Origin of the sequence: Mucilaginibacter rigui (assembly GCF_014773275.1) — a bacterium.
GTDB classification, from domain to species: domain Bacteria; phylum Bacteroidota; class Bacteroidia; order Sphingobacteriales; family Sphingobacteriaceae; genus Mucilaginibacter; species Mucilaginibacter rigui_A.
This window is the reverse complement of record NZ_JACWMW010000002.1, coordinates 24678-39856: the sequence shown is the minus strand read 5'-3', so window position 1 is coordinate 39856 and position 15179 is coordinate 24678. Positions and strand designations below refer to the sequence as shown.

At 38.8% G+C, this 15179-nt stretch carries 14 protein-coding genes; 12 read left to right on the top strand and 2 right to left on the bottom strand.

Features of this window, described 5'->3' with window-relative positions:
• Positions 1–46 precede the first annotated feature (46 nt).
• The 3 genes from IDJ75_RS07140 to IDJ75_RS07130 all read left to right on the top strand — a co-directional run bounded on the left by IDJ75_RS07140 (position 47) and on the right by IDJ75_RS07130 (position 4580).
• A complete protein-coding gene (locus tag IDJ75_RS07140; protein WP_191174951.1) occupies positions 47–775 on the top strand; it encodes a hypothetical protein in 729 nt (242 codons plus the stop codon).
• Positions 776–1387: 612 nt separating this feature from the next.
• Complete coding sequence (locus IDJ75_RS07135) at positions 1388–2518, top strand: DUF4932 domain-containing protein (RefSeq protein WP_191174950.1); 1131 nt, start codon at positions 1388–1390, stop codon at positions 2516–2518.
• Positions 2519–3170: 652 nt separating this feature from the next.
• Positions 3171–4580, top strand: coding sequence for a serine hydrolase domain-containing protein (locus IDJ75_RS07130; protein ID WP_191174949.1), 1410 nt, complete (start codon positions 3171–3173; stop codon positions 4578–4580).
• 510 nt (positions 4581–5090) lie between these two features.
• On the opposite strand, the gene IDJ75_RS07125 is transcribed toward IDJ75_RS07130, so the two are convergent.
• Positions 5091–5588 (bottom strand): hypothetical protein, encoded by a 498-nt coding sequence (locus IDJ75_RS07125; protein WP_191174948.1) that lies wholly within the window; start codon positions 5586–5588, stop codon positions 5091–5093.
• Positions 5589–5999: 411 nt separating this feature from the next.
• Between IDJ75_RS07125 and IDJ75_RS07120 the strand changes: the two genes are divergently transcribed.
• Entirely contained in the window at positions 6000–6773 is a 774-nt protein-coding gene (locus IDJ75_RS07120) for a toxin-antitoxin system YwqK family antitoxin (protein ID WP_191174947.1), read from the top strand.
• A 423-nt stretch (positions 6774–7196) separates the two neighbouring features.
• On the opposite strand, the gene IDJ75_RS07115 is transcribed toward IDJ75_RS07120, so the two are convergent.
• Positions 7197–7826: a TetR/AcrR family transcriptional regulator gene (locus tag IDJ75_RS07115; RefSeq protein ID WP_191174946.1), complete on the bottom strand. Its 630-nt coding sequence runs from the start codon at positions 7824–7826 to the stop codon at positions 7197–7199.
• Between the two features lie 266 nt (positions 7827–8092).
• On the opposite strand from IDJ75_RS07115, the gene IDJ75_RS07110 reads away from it, so the two are divergent.
• From IDJ75_RS07110 to IDJ75_RS07075, 8 genes are all read left to right on the top strand, one after another.
• A complete protein-coding gene (locus IDJ75_RS07110; protein ID WP_191174945.1) occupies positions 8093–8446 on the top strand; it encodes an S-adenosylmethionine decarboxylase family protein in 354 nt (117 codons plus the stop codon).
• A gap of 1 nt (position 8447) precedes the next feature.
• On the top strand, positions 8448–9764 hold the full coding sequence (locus IDJ75_RS07105) for a DUF4178 domain-containing protein (RefSeq protein ID WP_191174944.1): 1317 nt from the start codon (positions 8448–8450) through the stop codon (positions 9762–9764).
• Positions 9764–9940 (top strand): hypothetical protein, encoded by a 177-nt coding sequence (locus IDJ75_RS07100; RefSeq protein ID WP_191174943.1) that lies wholly within the window; start codon positions 9764–9766, stop codon positions 9938–9940. Before IDJ75_RS07105 ends, IDJ75_RS07100 begins: the two co-directional genes overlap by 1 nt.
• A 10-nt stretch (positions 9941–9950) precedes the next feature.
• The gene (locus IDJ75_RS07095) at positions 9951–10175 is read left to right on the top strand and encodes a DUF350 domain-containing protein (protein WP_191174942.1); all 225 of its coding nucleotides are present in this window, start codon (positions 9951–9953) and stop codon (positions 10173–10175) included.
• A 2-nt stretch (positions 10176–10177) separates the two neighbouring features.
• Positions 10178–11686 (top strand): polyamine aminopropyltransferase, encoded by a 1509-nt coding sequence (locus IDJ75_RS07090; RefSeq protein ID WP_191174941.1) that lies wholly within the window; start codon positions 10178–10180, stop codon positions 11684–11686.
• The gene (locus IDJ75_RS07085; RefSeq protein ID WP_191174940.1) at positions 11664–13343 is read left to right on the top strand and encodes an FAD-dependent oxidoreductase; all 1680 of its coding nucleotides are present in this window, start codon (positions 11664–11666) and stop codon (positions 13341–13343) included. The genes IDJ75_RS07090 and IDJ75_RS07085 overlap by 23 nt, the downstream gene beginning before the upstream one ends.
• Positions 13321–14391, top strand: a complete 1071-nt coding sequence (locus tag IDJ75_RS07080) for a hypothetical protein (protein WP_191174939.1) — start codon at positions 13321–13323, stop codon at positions 14389–14391. Before IDJ75_RS07085 ends, IDJ75_RS07080 begins: the two co-directional genes overlap by 23 nt.
• A gap of 132 nt (positions 14392–14523) precedes the next feature.
• Positions 14524–15132: an RNA polymerase sigma factor gene (locus IDJ75_RS07075; protein WP_191174938.1), complete on the top strand. Its 609-nt coding sequence runs from the start codon at positions 14524–14526 to the stop codon at positions 15130–15132.
• The last annotated feature ends 47 nt before the right edge of the window (positions 15133–15179 follow it).

The following is a 15179-nucleotide window of genomic DNA, read 5'->3' as shown; positions in this document are numbered from 1 at the left end:
GATGAAGTTTTATGTAAGCTTAAAGATTCACTCTTAAAATAATGATATGAATAAACTAAGTATCATCATATTAATCACAGCAAGCACATTGCTAAGCTGCCAATCAAAAACTTCCAAAGCTCCCCCCAAAAAAATACAATCAAATAGCGCAATTAAATCGCCTGCCGAAAGAAAAAAGCCCTTTAAAGATCGCGAATATGTTGACCAAATGACGTTTGTTGAATATTTGGATGATGGTGATTATTTTCAAATATACGCTAGAAAAGGCAGTACTATCTTTTATTTTATCAACGACACAGATACGGCCAGAAATGTAAATAAGGGGGATCTGATACAGATTAGGTGGAAAGATAGCACAGTTACCGTTCCCGGCGATAATGATTCAAAAATGCCGGCGCAGATACTGTTAGACATTAAAAAGACGGGGGATGGACCGGTATCTATATTTAGAAAAACATACGGTAAAAAATTAAAGTACACCTGGCCTACTGACGAAGAGTTAGCAAAATCCTATCTTAATAAAGTTTACTTAATAGTTGAATATTTTTTGACACAAACTAAGAATCCTCTGTTAAGAAACGCCATTAAAAACCGGGATGAACTGACCTATTCAATTGAAAAGAAAAATAGGGGTGGTCAAGATTATAGGGTTATAGGTATAGCGCCGGTAGGTGAAAATGGCAGCAATATTGTCCAGTGGCTTTATATTGATGACGAATATGACAAAGTCTATGAGTATGACCTGCCTGAAGATAAACTAATCCAATTTAACTGAATAGCAAATCCATAAGCGCTTTATTTTGGCTGATTATACAACAAATATCAGAGAAATCATATCTAAATATTGGAAAATAAATTTATTGCTAATAATAGTAGTGTACGTAGCTTACCGCATTCTTATTGCCGAGACTACCAAAAGGGGAGATGGCCTATCAGCGACAGTTTTAGATATTCTTGATATTGCTATAAATCTGGGATTTTCATTCATTTATCTCGTCGTAATGGTGGTTTGTTCTTTTACGATTTTTTTGAACAATGTAAAGACAATACGTGACAATCGCCTTTTGTCATGGTTGACATTTTCCGGATGCCCATTGTTATTTCTATTATTTATAGTCGTTAATATTTTAAAAGATGGCTTTCATGGTGATGTCATGGCAAAACCTTTGGTCGTTATTACATTATACCCGCTTTTCACCATCTTATTGTTCTTGAAGTTTCGAAAGTCTTTTTTGCTGAGTCAGACGCATGCATACTGTTCCGCTGCCTAACGAGACAATACATCCAGGCAATATATCTCTTTCTTGTGATATTTTGTAACTTGTTATAACTTTACCCATTAAAACTAATGACAATCACTATTTAAAAACTACAATTTAAAATTCCCTTGAAAAAACTTATACTTTTTATTCTTTTCGCAACATGCATGCTAGGATCGACTGCACAGGAGAAGGTCAATTTTACCCCAAGTTTCCAAAAAGCTAATAATGGTAAACTTCACGTTGAAATCCCCCAATTGAAGGAACTTTTGCACATTATGCTTGCGATAACGCCATATGGCCGTGGAAACGATGATATGTTCGATCAAAACACGCAGTATTACAAAGATGTACTGAAGCATTTTAAGCCTTATGAAAATGAACCTATCATCAAAACTTTTGACTCTTTGTTAAATGTTTCAGCGTATAATTACATTTTTATAACGGGTAATGCCATGTGCTATGATCTATCGGGTAACATTTTGAAAAAAAATGATAATTATATTTTTACGGCTATGGGAGTGGCCAATGCAAAAATCAGCACGAACCCGGTAACTACCTACAAAAAAGAGATCGAGGCATTTGCAAAGAAAGCACAATTCCAAAAATTTTATAGGGAACAGAGGAATTATTACGCCAGCCTCATATCAGATTATGAAAACGGTGCTAATGTGAATAGACAATGGGAATGGCTCGAAAAAAATTTTAAAACCAAGATCAACAGTTATCTTATTCTTTGTTCTCCTCTCATCAACGGACTCAATTATACCACCAGTTTTCGTGACAAAGGATTTGTACAAATACTGATGGTTCTTCCACCGCTGGATCACAATGAAAAGATGTCAAAACAGGAAAATGAGCTTTTCAATACCAGGGTGATGTTTACTGAAATCGACCACAATTACGTAGGTCTGCCAACTGAGGAAAATAAAATAAAAATTGATAGTTTATTTAAAAATAGGGCAGACTGGGTCAATGAAAAAACAGACGGGATCTACGCCTATCCGACTCCGGTAAACGTATTTAATGAATACATGACATTTGGGGTTTTCTTATTGTATTGTCAGGAGAATTATGATAAAAAAATATACGAGGAAATAAAACGCAGTGTGATTCAAATCATGGGAGCACGCGGCTTTCCAAAAATGGAAGTCTTTACATCAAGTCTTGAAGAAGCGAAAATTGCAAATTCGAATCAAAAGATTGATGATCTATACCCTAATTTTCTTGAAGTATTAAATGCAAAAATGAGCAAGTAAAGCATAATTTATATATCTGCTGTAAATTGCAAAAGTATTTGTTTACTAGTTTTTTGGATAAGAAATGATCGCATTAATGCTGAATTTGAGGCCAATTTTAATTTAGAAATCCGCAGGAAAATTCAAAATAAGCAGTTCTTACCGGACTTTAGCCGGGAGACCGGCACTATTTTTTATATTTTTTTAAGCATATATCTTCACCTACGAATACACTCTCTAAAGGGATTGCACCGCAATTAAATTTTATATTGACGATGGAAAAATGTTGTATACATAATTACCCTGAAAATTTGAACACGCTAGTTGAAGAATTCTATCCGGGGTTTCCTATCTATTGATTGTAGTATCTGCATAAACCCGTTCAATACCCACGTTGTATTTTTTCTACCGGTCATTAAGTATTTTTAAAATTGGTTCCTTCAGATCTTTTTTTGAGACGATAGATATTGAACCATCAATAAGCCGATTATCCCGGCTTACCTTGAATTCGTATTTAAAGTTGCTTAGGTCAAGATCTCCAAAAAACACTTTAATGGCCTTGTTCTCTTTTTTTACTGATAATATAATTATACGCGATAACTTTATTATTAAATAAAGGGGTGCAACATTTTACATAGAAAAACGACTTGTAAGTAACATACAACCACATCATATGAAGTTAAGCTTATCTTTATTTATTATCCTCTTACTCAACAATGCGGCGTTTAGCCAAGACAGCAGACAACAAAAAAAACTGGACAGCGTTTTTTCTATGATGAACCGGCAGAACCAATTCAACGGAACTGTGCTGATCTCAGAAAAAGGAAAAATCATCTACCATAAAGGCTTCGGTTATCGTGACACTGCCTCAAGACAAGTAAATAATAAAACAACCTCTTATGAACTGGCATCCTGTTCCAAACAATTTACGGCCGCGGCGATCGTGTTACTACATCGCGATGGCTTACTAAATTATGAAGACAAATTGTCGAAGTATATTCCTGAGTTAAGCTTCTGGCAAGAGGTCACCATTTACGATCTGCTCCGTCATACCAGCGGACTGCCCGAGTATTTGGTAGACATGCCCAAAAGCTGGGATCATCATAAGATTGCTACTAACGACGATCTGATCCGGTTCTACGCACAACGTGGTGATACGTTGGAATTCAAACCAGGTAGCAGGCATCGCTACAACAATACTAATTATGCTTTGTTAGCCAGTATTATAGAGCGGGTTGCACAGAAAACATATGCAGAGTATCTCAAGGAAAGGCTATTTAAACCGCTGCATATGCAGCAGACATTTGTGTACAACCGGAGGCTACGACCCCGCAAGTTGAGGAATCATGCCATCGGATACGTCTGGGCAAAAAATTCTTTTGACCGGGTCACCTCTGAAAATGCCAGGTATGGCGACAGCATGGTCTATTACCTAGATGGGATCGTCGGTAACGCAAAAGTAAATTCTACGGCAATTGACATTAACAAATGGCTGGTCGCGCTTGATCGGAACACACTTTTCACCAAAGAAGAATTTGAGCTGATGACCGCTGTCAGTAAAACAACAACGGGTAAAAATATTCCTTATGGTTTTGGACTGGATGTTTCAAAAGGTAACGGAAAGTTCTCTTATGGTCATACAGGAAGCTGGGATGGTTACGCGACGTTCATTTACCATAATGCTGTAAAGGATCGCTCAATCATCACCTTACAAAACTTCAAATTGGGGGCTTACCCTTTCGAAACTATCAACCAGATACTGGACGGTAAACCATTGGCGGTAGAATACCGGCCCATGATCCAGCTTTCGGGCAACAATATCAAAAAATTTGCAGGTGAGTACGTGGACGAAAAGGACAAGAACGAGGTGCAACAGCTCGCCGTTCTGGATGGGTATCTGGTACACAATTCCAGCAAAGTGAAATGGGATATGCGTTTTTTTCCAGTTTCCGCCAATGAGTTTCAGGGGGTCAGGCAGGGCGGCGCAGATGGGGTACTGAAGTTTACGGAATTACCCAATGGAGATATGAAACTCGAGATGCTACAATATGGCCAGGTGATCGGAAGTGGCATCAGAAGATAGAACGGGCATATTTAGTCTAATGATTAGAAAAAAGATCTTTCTTCTAACGGTATTGTATGCTTGCTTTACCAGATCGTTTTATCTCTGAGCTTTATAAGGTCAAAGGTGTGCTGATTCCGGCCCCAACATCTAAAGGCAATGGATTTCCTTGACCTTATTATTTGATAGCTGCGCAGCAATAATGTTTCCATGTGTTGGTGTAGCTATGCGCTATCATATCAGTCCGACATGTAACAGATCGTATCAGGCGCAAGCGGTATCAAAGTCTGCTGTTATGCGATGGGGAAAACGATCTAACTTACCTATCATCTGCAATACCCGGCATAAAGTTGTATAGCATAATTTTTCCAAACTGAATGTCACCGTAAGCAGCGATTTGATGGGATCATTGGAAACAACCGTATCTATTGCCTTCGAAGCCTTTATTGTACCCTTCCGTATTATTTTTAAATGATATTAAAGATAATAGCTTTTTAACCTCCTCAATTTTTTATAGCACTTATTAACTTTTTATTTTACCTCAACAAGAGGTGCCTTATCGTTGTGAAGATCTGTTTTGAATGTTTTCTTTCCAACAAGATTTTTCTGATAAAAATAATGGTCATGAAGTTTTGATCCTCCTTTCACGCCCATTCCGATTTCGTCGTCTTTTTTTAGCTTATTTTTGATATCGTTGAAAATTTTAGTTGTGTTCTTAGTTGGTTTTTTGGCAAGGATTCTCAATGAAATACGCTCAATATTTTCAGCTGTTTCTCTTCCTCCTTCACCGTCAATAACGATTGGCTCTTTTTCATCACCAAAAATATCATCCCGAGAAACATCATCAAATTGTTCGGATAAAATGTAAAATCTCAGATTTTTTTCTCTGTTGCCTTTTATTTTTTTAGCCTCTCCTTTTACAATTTTTTCCAGTGAAATTTTGCTTTTATTTTTAACTTCAATATAAAAAGTACCGTTATCTTTCTCCAAAATGTCTTCAACATATTGATAAAAATCTTTTAAAGACATTACTAAATTTATATATGACATATATTATTTTCTATTTATAACCCCAAGATTTCTTATTGTTTGAATAAAATCTCATACCCCTTACTTTTAACGTTATCAAAGAGTTCAAAAGTTCCCCAATGAAGCTTGTTTTTACATCCCGTAATGCTCAACTTCTATTACAGGTTATTACTCCATTATATCTGCTATCTGGAAGTTTTTATTAGTCTGACAGTAAATCTCCATACCCGGGTACCTTTTTTGCTTCGAAAACCAGCGAAATTAATTCATGCGCAAAAAACACATTTGCGAAAGCGCTAATCAGATCTTTAAAATGCTGATTTCTAATGATAAAATACAGAAATTAAACATATCACAATATAGAGACTTATATTATATTTGATTTGAAGAAACCAGAGTAAAGCCATCTCTATGTTACGTATTATCACTTGCATATTTCTTTCCGTACTGCTAACAAACAAAGTGAGCAATAGTAAGGAATTTGATGGGTCAGATTCAACGTTAGTAAACAGCATTGATAAAAGCGCTATTCAAAAAAAAATTACGGCACAAGCCAGCATCGGCCTTTTAAAAACAAGATTAAATAGCGCATTGGAAAGGGATGTAGAAAGACCTTTTATGTGGGATCTGTTTGTTTCATCTAACGATACCCTGATGCAATTTTATACTTATAAAGATTTAGTTATTGGCGGCACAAATTTTAAAGCCTTTTATGTAAAAGTGGATTATGAGGATGGAGATTACCAGGCTATTCTGCTCGTAAATGAGTCATCTGCTTCAGAATACAATAGTTTATTATGTTATGAAGCCTTGGATTCAGAAGAGAAATACCAACGTTACAGCCGGATTAAGCAAAGCCGCATTACTATCCATCTAAAGAAGGCCACATCTACAAAAACTTTAAACTATGAAGTTAAAAAAGGTTTGTTCCTTGATTACCTAAGCACATCGTCGGTTGATAAAAAATGGGGTGATTACCAGCTAAAAGGCTTAACCAAAAATCACCTGAAAAATGGCTACTGGATTGAGAAACGTTATGATATTTCTCTCAATAAAAACATGGTCGAGGATGGCCATTATGTCAACGGTCAGAGAAACGGAGAATGGAATTATTCCGAAAATGGGCCTGTTCAAATAATTAAGACGTATCGGGATGGTAAATGCATGTCTATAAAATATCCATAAAATCTAAGGTTTTTGTATGCCGATGCAAAAAATCGCTTGCCTTAGCGAGACCGGATGCTCACATTGCTTGAGATATACGTCAACATATCCGCATTGATATTGATCATACTTTCCAGATATTGAGGATGGTTATTGAGTTTAAAAAGATTATAAAATGGGATGCCTTCTTCTGGATTTTTCTTTTCATTTTCGTTAATAAGCTTCCAATATCTATTATTAGTGGTCTTGTCGACTACAGATTTTGAAAGGAAAGCGTTTACGGAGAAAGATGCGGAGGTACAGCCTTGCTCGTGATAATTTTAAATTTTTAAAGGGATATAATTCATATAAACCTGCTTTTATGGAATTAAGAATCTTTATGAAATTCAAAGCTCAATATCAATGTTGAGATTTCAGTCACTATAAAAAAGTTTGTAATGTTTTTTATTTATAAAGCATGTCAATGATCTGTTTAACTGCTTTCTTAAGTTCTTCCTGTCCGGAGCGCTGTTGAAAATCTATTCCACAAAAAGTATTTTCCTGCATCTTCGCATGAAGAGTCAGGTAATAAATCCCGCCCATCAATAATCCATAAACAGCACGAAAATGAGTTGCACGCTCCTTGAAATGCTCGTCAAATACTGCCTTAAGAATTTGTTCTCCTGTATTTTCACGTCTAAGGTCAAGCTCTTTAAGTAAGGTTGATTTTTCACTTAATCCCCATGTAATTATTCTCCGCACCTCTTCATTCGATAGCAAGCTATCGAATTGATGCTCTAAGACTTGGTAAGCGAGTGATTTTCCAGAATCTTTTTGGGTGCTTTGTATGATACCTTCGATATCATCCGGGTTAATTTTCCAATAATCCCTGGATTCTAAATACCCTTTTATCAATCCTTCAAGGTTTCCGAAATAGTTGTAGATAAGCTTTCGGTCCATTTTAGCTTTGTCTGCAACTTTTGAAATTGTGATACCTGAGAAGCCGTCATCTTGAAGAAGTTGCCCAACGGCTTTGATTAAATTTTCTTTTGTTCGCTGTTTATTCCGGTGGGGCCCGTCTGTTATTTTCCTCATTAGACTGCTGTTTTTGTAAACAAATTAATAAAAAATTAGATATTATCAAGCGTTGAATATCGATGTGCAAACTTTGTTGACATTGACTACGCCCTCATGGAATAGTTGGTTTAGGAATTCGTTTAATTTCACTTCCCTTAAATTAAAGCAAAATAATTCTCAGGCAACTCTTTTGATTTTTGGTGAAATGGAATAGCAGATTTAATTCGGGTAGCTAACAATCTTTATCCGATAAATTTATATTTTTGATTAGAAGAACCCTATTAATGCCTTATCAACCCGGTTTACATATTTTAGCAGAGTTTTCTGCAGCCGATATAGCTTTCTTTTCTGCATCGGCACCCTGTAAATTATTTTTCGATAATCTTATCTCCCGGTATTCGCTTGAAAAAGTTGGGGAGGTTTATCACGATTTTGATGGCGCCGGATTTACGGGCGTTGTTTGTTTAACAGAATCTCATTTATCCATACATACCTGGCCGGAGTTTAACCTGGCCACTTTTGATATCTTTTTATCAAATTACCAGAAAGATAACTCTGAAAAGGTAAGGGCTATTTATCATGAGATACTTAGTTTTTTTGAAGCCACAGAAATAAAAAAAACTGAACTGGTAAGGTAATATGGCAACAATAAATCTAAAGGCCTTCCCTTATTCGGAGGATGTAACCTGCCCAAAGTGCAAGAACATCATTACACTTTATGACCCCGAGGGTAGCGAGTATTGTGTGTGCTCATCCTGTAATTCTTTTATTCGCTTTATAGCAAATGATACCCCGGTAATCCAAAAAAACGCGCCGCCGATAAAACAGCAACCGGTATTAAAGCTTGGTAGCGTTGGCTTATTTAATGGTTACAATTTTAAAGTTATTGGCTATATAGAAAAAAAAGAAAAGGATGCCGGTTACGCCTGGCGGGAGTATATCCTTTACAACTATGAAAAAGGTTATGCCAACTTTGCCGAGTATGATGGGCACTGGACATTTGTTGCCGGGAAAGAGTTTTATCCAAATCTGGAAAAGCTGAGCGCCCGCAGCTGGGAATTTATTGATTTCGAAGATAACGAATACAACCTGTTTAATAAATACACGGCTATAACCACCGCTATTTTAGGTGAGTTTGACTGGGATATATTATATGAGTGGGCCAAAACATCTGAGTTTGTCGCCCCGCCAAACATTATATACAAAGAGCAGGATAAGCCCGGCACAAGCACCGCCGATTTTTACTTGGGCCGTTATGCAGAACCCAGGGAAATAGCAGATGCTTTTAAAACGGATATAAAGCTATTCCCCGAAAAGATAGGCATTGGTGCTAACCAGCCATCGGTACATGCCAAAAGGTGGTTCTCCGTTTACAAGCTAACCCCTTTATTAGTGGTTTTGGTTGCTGTTATAGGGTTTATATCATTATACCTTAACCCGCAACATATGGTTATGGATAACGATTTTTTTATCCTAAGCGATTCCACTAAGGTTAACGAGTTTAAACCTTTTGTTACACCATCATTTACTTTAGATAAATCATCGTCGGCCCTGGAATTTTCGATCAAATCGGATATTGATAATAATTGGTTAGAGACTACGGTAGTGCTGGTAAATGAAAAGGATAACCAAAGCTGGGAGGTGACTGAAAGCATAGAGTACTACCACGGATACGAAGATGGCGAAAGCTGGTCGGAAGGTTCGCAGGAAGCCAATGTGTTGTTATCCGGCATTCCCGGCGGCAAATACCATTTAAATATTTACCCGGCATCTGGAGATACCCGCAATAAAAGTATCCACATTAATATAAACGCCAACCCGGTGGTATGGCGCAATGTTTGGGTTACCATTCTACTACTGTGTCTTTACCCACTGTATGCCTGGTTGAGGATGCGTAATTACGAAAAAAGACGTTGGATGAACAGCGATTATTCACCCTATGAAACAGACAAATAATGAATACAATTAAAGCTGCACGTATTTATCTGGTGTTTGCCCTGCTTATTATAGGGTATTACACCTACGCGGCCCTTAACGGCATCGCGTTTTGGGAAAGCAGCAGCGTAACCCGTAACACCGAATATAACAACAATAGCCGCGTAAGGGGCGTTCACGCATTTTACCATAAATAAACACATCATTATGAGCTTACATGATCTAATTAATTTAAAATACATTACCGCTTCGGTGCTGTATTCTGTAATAGGTATCCTTATCCTGCTGGTATCTTACTGGATAATCGAAAAGATTACACCTGAGAATTTATGGAAAGAGATCGTAGAGAAACATAATATTGCTCTTGCCATCGTTTGCGCCTCGTTTATGATAGCGGTGGCTATAATCATCAGTTCAGCTATACACGGGTAGGAATGAATAAAAAACTGCATGCCCTGCTGCTGATATCTGTTTTTGTGGTAGCAACCTGCGGACTGATCTATGAATTGATAGCGGGTACATTGGCCAGCTACCTGCTGGGCGATTCGGTAACCCAGTTTAGCACTATCATAGGTGTTTACCTGTTCTCGATGGGCATAGGTTCGTGGGTATCCAAATACTTCGAGAAAAATATTATCTCGTGGTTTATCCAGTTGGAGATATTGGTTGGCCTTGTGGGGGGCACGAGCTCTACCATCCTTTTTTTGGTGTTTGAAAGCGTCGCCTCGTTCCGTATCATCCTGTATAGCCTTGTTGGTATCACGGGTATTTTGGTAGGCTTGGAGATACCCCTTCTTATGCGGATATTAAAAGATCGTTATGAGTTTAAAGACCTGGTATCGAAAGTATTTACGTTTGATTATATAGGCGCATTGCTGGCATCGCTTGTATTCCCTTTGTTGCTGATACCTTACCTTGGGCTGGTAAAAACCTCATACCTGGTGGGTATCCTTAACGTTGGGGTTGCCCTTATTGTATGCGTAAGTTTTAAGAAGGAGATAAAGGCGGCAGTTTATCTGCAAACCAGTGCCGTTATCAGCGTCCTTGCCCTTACGGTGGGTTTTGTTTACGCCGGCGTTATTACCAATTTCTCTGAAAGCCTTACCTATGCCGATACCATTATTTATTCAAAAAGCACACCTTACCAGCGCATCATTCTAACCAAAAAAGGGAAAGTGCTACGTTTATTTTTAAATGGTAACCTTCAATTCAGTTCTGACGATGAATACCGCTACCACGAGGCATTGGTTCACCCCGGTTTGCAGGCACTGCCGAATGCACATAACGTGTTAGTGATGGGCGGAGGCGATGGGCTGGCCGTACGCGAGATATTAAAGTATCCCAATATCCAAAGCGTAACACTGGTAGATCTGGATAAAGGCATGACGGGGTTATTCAAATCAAACCGAATGTTGCTGAACCTTAACAAAAGTTCATTACTATCCCCAAAGGTAAAAGTGATCAATGCCGACGCTTTCACCTGGCTGCGACAGGACAAAAAGAAATTTGATTTTATGGTGATTGACTTTCCCGATCCATCAAACTACTCGGTGGGGAAACTATACACCAATTCGTTTTATAAACTGGCTAAAGGCGTACTTGCGCCCGGCGGCATTATGGTTATACAGGCAACGTCGCCTTATGTGGCGCCAAAATCTTTCTGGACGGTCGATACCACACTACGTTCGGTCGGTTTGCACACCATTCCGTATCATAACTACGTACCGTCATTTGGCGAGTGGGGGTATATTATGGCTACCGAAAACCCTGTTTATAAAAAACCGGCAGTGTTTTTACCAGTTATGCGTTTCGTGACCAAAGAAAGCCTTAACCTGATGTTTTACTTCCCCAAGGATATGGCTAAAGTAAAAACAGAGGTAAATAAGTTGAACAACCAGGTGCTGGTAAAATACTTTGAAGATGAATGGTCGTCCGTTTTATAAAAGCCCGGGCTTTGTAAAAGGGTTAAGCCGCCGCTCGTTCCTGCTTAAAGCGGGCTTGGTTACCACGGGTATTTTTTTAGGCGGTTGCATCCGCAAACTCAACCCGAAAACCGCTTACAAAAATATTAAAGGCAGTATCAAAGGGCCAAACGCAAAAGCGGGGCATATACTGCGTGATAAATTACCATTGCCCGCACCAAATGCTACGCGCACCATAAAAACCCTGATCATTGGAAGTGGTATTTCTGGCCTATCAGCCGCACGCTGGTTAAAAAAACAAGGCCACCACGATTTTGAACTGTTAGAGTTGGAAGATCATGTTGGCGGTAACTCATATTCGGGTAAAAATAGTGTTTCGGCGTACCCTTTGGGTGCGCATTATATCACCATCGCCAATAATGAAGATACCCTGCTTACCGGGTTTTTACAGGAATGTGGTGTAATTACCGGGTATGAAAATAGCCTGCCCGTTTACAATGAATACTACCTTTGCTTCGACCCTGAAGAGCGTTTGCTCATTAATGGGCAATGGCAGGAAGGTATAGTACCCGATTTTGGATTGAGCGCGGATGATAAAGCGCAGGTTAAAAAGTTCTTTGCGTTGATAGACGAGCTCAAGAAGGTAAAGGGCGTCGACAATAAATTTGCCTTCGATATCCCGATAGATAATAGCAGTACTGATGACAAATATCGCGCATTAGACCTGATCACTTTTAAAGAATACCTGCATCAGCAAAAGCTTACATCGGTTTATTTGCTTTGGTATTTAAATTATTGTTGCAAGGATGATTACGGGCAAAAGATAGATAAAGTATCCGCTTGGGCAGGCATCCATTATTTTGCATCGCGAAGAGGCAAAGCAGCCAATGCCGAAAGCAATGCCGTATTAACCTGGCCGGAGGGGAATGGTTGGTTAACCCAAAAGTTAGCTGCCGAACTGGGCGAACACGTACGTAAAGGCAATATGTGTTATAGCATCAACTATAATCAAAAAGGGCAGGTAGTAGCGGCAATTTATGATATAGCTAAAGGCATAACAAGCAACATCATTGCTGATAATGTGATTGTGGCGACGCCGCAATTTGTAAATCAACGGTTATTCAAAGATATACAGCGCGGTGTTGATTATTCTAAATTAAATTATTCGCCGTGGTTTATCGCCAATATTACGGTTAACCGTTTGCCACAGGCAAAAGGTGCAGGCTTATGTTGGGATAACGTGGCTTACGATACACCATCGGTGGGATATGTAAATGCCGGGCAGCAAACGGTTAAAATAACCGACGAAAAAAGGGTTTTAACATGGTACCTCCCGCTGTGCGATCATGAACCGCGTGTAGCACGCCTCGCCGCTTACACGCGCACATACGAACAGTGGATGGGCATCATGATGCCCGAACTGGAATATATGCACCCGGGCATTACAGATGCTATTGAGGACGTAGAATGTTGGGTTTGGGGCCATGGAATGATATACCCGGCTGTAAACTATATTTGGGGGGCAAACAGAAAGGCCGCACAAAAGCCTGTAAATAATAACATGTTTTTTGCCCATACCGATCTGAGCGGCATATCTATTTTTGAGGAAGCTTTTCATCAGGGCATACGTGCGGCTAACCAGGTTTTAACTATATATGGAAAACAGCCCCAAACATAAGCAACCATGGCTGCACTCGCCGATTATTGACGGGGTGTTTATTTTGTCGCCGCCGTTTATTGCTTTGCTGCTGGTTATTTGTTTCCCGGCGCAATTCCAGGCATCATCTGCCATACCCGTTTATTACTGGTTGTTTCTGGTCGTTTTTATTGATGTTGCGCATGTTTACAGTACGCTATACCGTACCTATTTCAATTCAAAATCGTATAAAAAAGAGGCTTTTTTGATCATTGTGCCTATTGCTTGTTATATCGTTGGTGTATTGCTGCACAATTATAACGGAATGCTTTTTTGGCGAGTATTAGCTTACCTGGCAGTTTTTCATTTTGTAAGGCAGCAGTATGGATTTATGCGGCTATACTCCCGGCAAGAGGGCAGCAATTGCTGGTTCAGACTGATAGATAAACTGGCTATTTATACCGCTACGATTTACCCGCTGTTTTACTGGCATTTCGAAGGTGACAGAAATTTTAGCTGGTTTGTAGAGAACGATATCATATCTTTTCACTCGCCGGTACTATTGGGTATTGGGCTTGGGTTATACCTGCTTGTAATTGCAACTTATGTTGTTAAAGAAGTTACGTATCTGGCAAATACAGGAGCGTTTAACTGGCCCCGTAATTTACTTATCGGGGGTACGTTTCTGTCATGGTATTTTGGTATAGTATATTTTAATGGAGATATGGCTTTTACTACCCTCAACGTGATATCGCATGGCATACCTTATATGGCTTTGATCTGGATCTTCGAGAAAAAGAAGCATGGTAAAAGCGGCAATAAAAACAATCTTATTTTAAAATATACTTTTAGCAAATTTGGTGGCGTGGTGTTTTTCGTTTTGCTGCTGGCTTTTCTGGCCTATGTAGAAGAAGGCTTATGGGATGGAATGGTCTGGAAGGAGCACGGAAGCGTCTTTACTTTTTTCGCCTGTTTGCCAAAAATAAGTAACGAACAAGTTTTATCACTATTGGTTCCGTTATTAGCCTTGCCCCAGTCCACCCACTATGTGTTGGATGGTTTTATTTGGAAGGTTAACAAGGAAAAATAACGGCCACAAAGCTTAGGTGTTTGGCTCCCCTTAGGCTTTTTTTGCTTAACACGGCGGGTAATAATTTTTAACCGCTTTTCCTTTACCCTTAAATTTAACAATTACTTTACGTTGGTTAACTAATTTTGGAGCATGCTGAAATTTGACAATCCACCTACCGACGATGAGTTGTTGGAATTGCTTAAACAAGGCGATACCAATGCTTTTGATGAGTTATATAAGCGTTATTGGAAATCGCTTTTTAACGCTGCTTTCTCCAGGTTGGGCGATGGGGACGCCGCGAAAGATATAGTTCAAAATCTCCTGATCGAGATTTGGCAGAAACGAATAGGCCTGCAAATTAGTACTACGCTTAGCCAGTATTTATTTGGTGCTGTTAAACTTAAAGTGCTTCAGCATTTTAGGTCAGAAGATGTTAAACAGAGTGCGATAGAAAAAGCGTTGGAACGCATGACCGACCGTTTTTATACAACAGATGCCCTATATGGATATCTTGATCTTGAAGAAATTGTCAGCGCAGAGGTGGAAGTTATGCCTGTTAATATGAAGCGGTCATTTTTACTAAGAAGCGACAGCTATTCGGTTAAAGAAATTGCCGAAAACCTGAATCTTGCCGAGCAAACCGTATCTAACAATATTACCGAAGCTTTAAAACGATTAAAGCGTCGCCTTAAGGTTGAATACCCCGACCGTTACATAAACTGTTTTATTGTGATTATGGCGCTATTTACAAAAAGTTAACATAAAGTTGATTTAAAATAGAAGTAGTAAAGGGCGTTTTGTGCAAC

Coding starts and splice junctions, on each gene's coding strand:
- IDJ75_RS07140 (WP_191174951.1), top strand. CDS start 47: ATGAATAAACTAAGTATCATCATATTAATCACAGCAAGCACATTGCTA.
- IDJ75_RS07130 (WP_191174949.1), top strand. CDS start 3,171: ATGAAGTTAAGCTTATCTTTATTTATTATCCTCTTACTCAACAATGCG.
- IDJ75_RS07125 (WP_191174948.1), bottom strand. CDS start 5,588: ATGTCTTTAAAAGATTTTTATCAATATGTTGAAGACATTTTGGAGAAA.
- IDJ75_RS07120 (WP_191174947.1), top strand. CDS start 6,000: ATGTTACGTATTATCACTTGCATATTTCTTTCCGTACTGCTAACAAAC.
- IDJ75_RS07115 (WP_191174946.1), bottom strand. CDS start 7,826: ATGAGGAAAATAACAGACGGGCCCCACCGGAATAAACAGCGAACAAAA.
- IDJ75_RS07110 (WP_191174945.1), top strand. CDS start 8,093: ATGCCTTATCAACCCGGTTTACATATTTTAGCAGAGTTTTCTGCAGCC.
- IDJ75_RS07105 (WP_191174944.1), top strand. CDS start 8,448: ATGGCAACAATAAATCTAAAGGCCTTCCCTTATTCGGAGGATGTAACC.
- IDJ75_RS07100 (WP_191174943.1), top strand. CDS start 9,764: ATGAATACAATTAAAGCTGCACGTATTTATCTGGTGTTTGCCCTGCTT.
- IDJ75_RS07095 (WP_191174942.1), top strand. CDS start 9,951: ATGAGCTTACATGATCTAATTAATTTAAAATACATTACCGCTTCGGTG.
- IDJ75_RS07090 (WP_191174941.1), top strand. CDS start 10,178: ATGAATAAAAAACTGCATGCCCTGCTGCTGATATCTGTTTTTGTGGTA.
- IDJ75_RS07085 (WP_191174940.1), top strand. CDS start 11,664: ATGAATGGTCGTCCGTTTTATAAAAGCCCGGGCTTTGTAAAAGGGTTA.
- IDJ75_RS07080 (WP_191174939.1), top strand. CDS start 13,321: ATGGAAAACAGCCCCAAACATAAGCAACCATGGCTGCACTCGCCGATT.
- IDJ75_RS07075 (WP_191174938.1), top strand. CDS start 14,524: ATGCTGAAATTTGACAATCCACCTACCGACGATGAGTTGTTGGAATTG.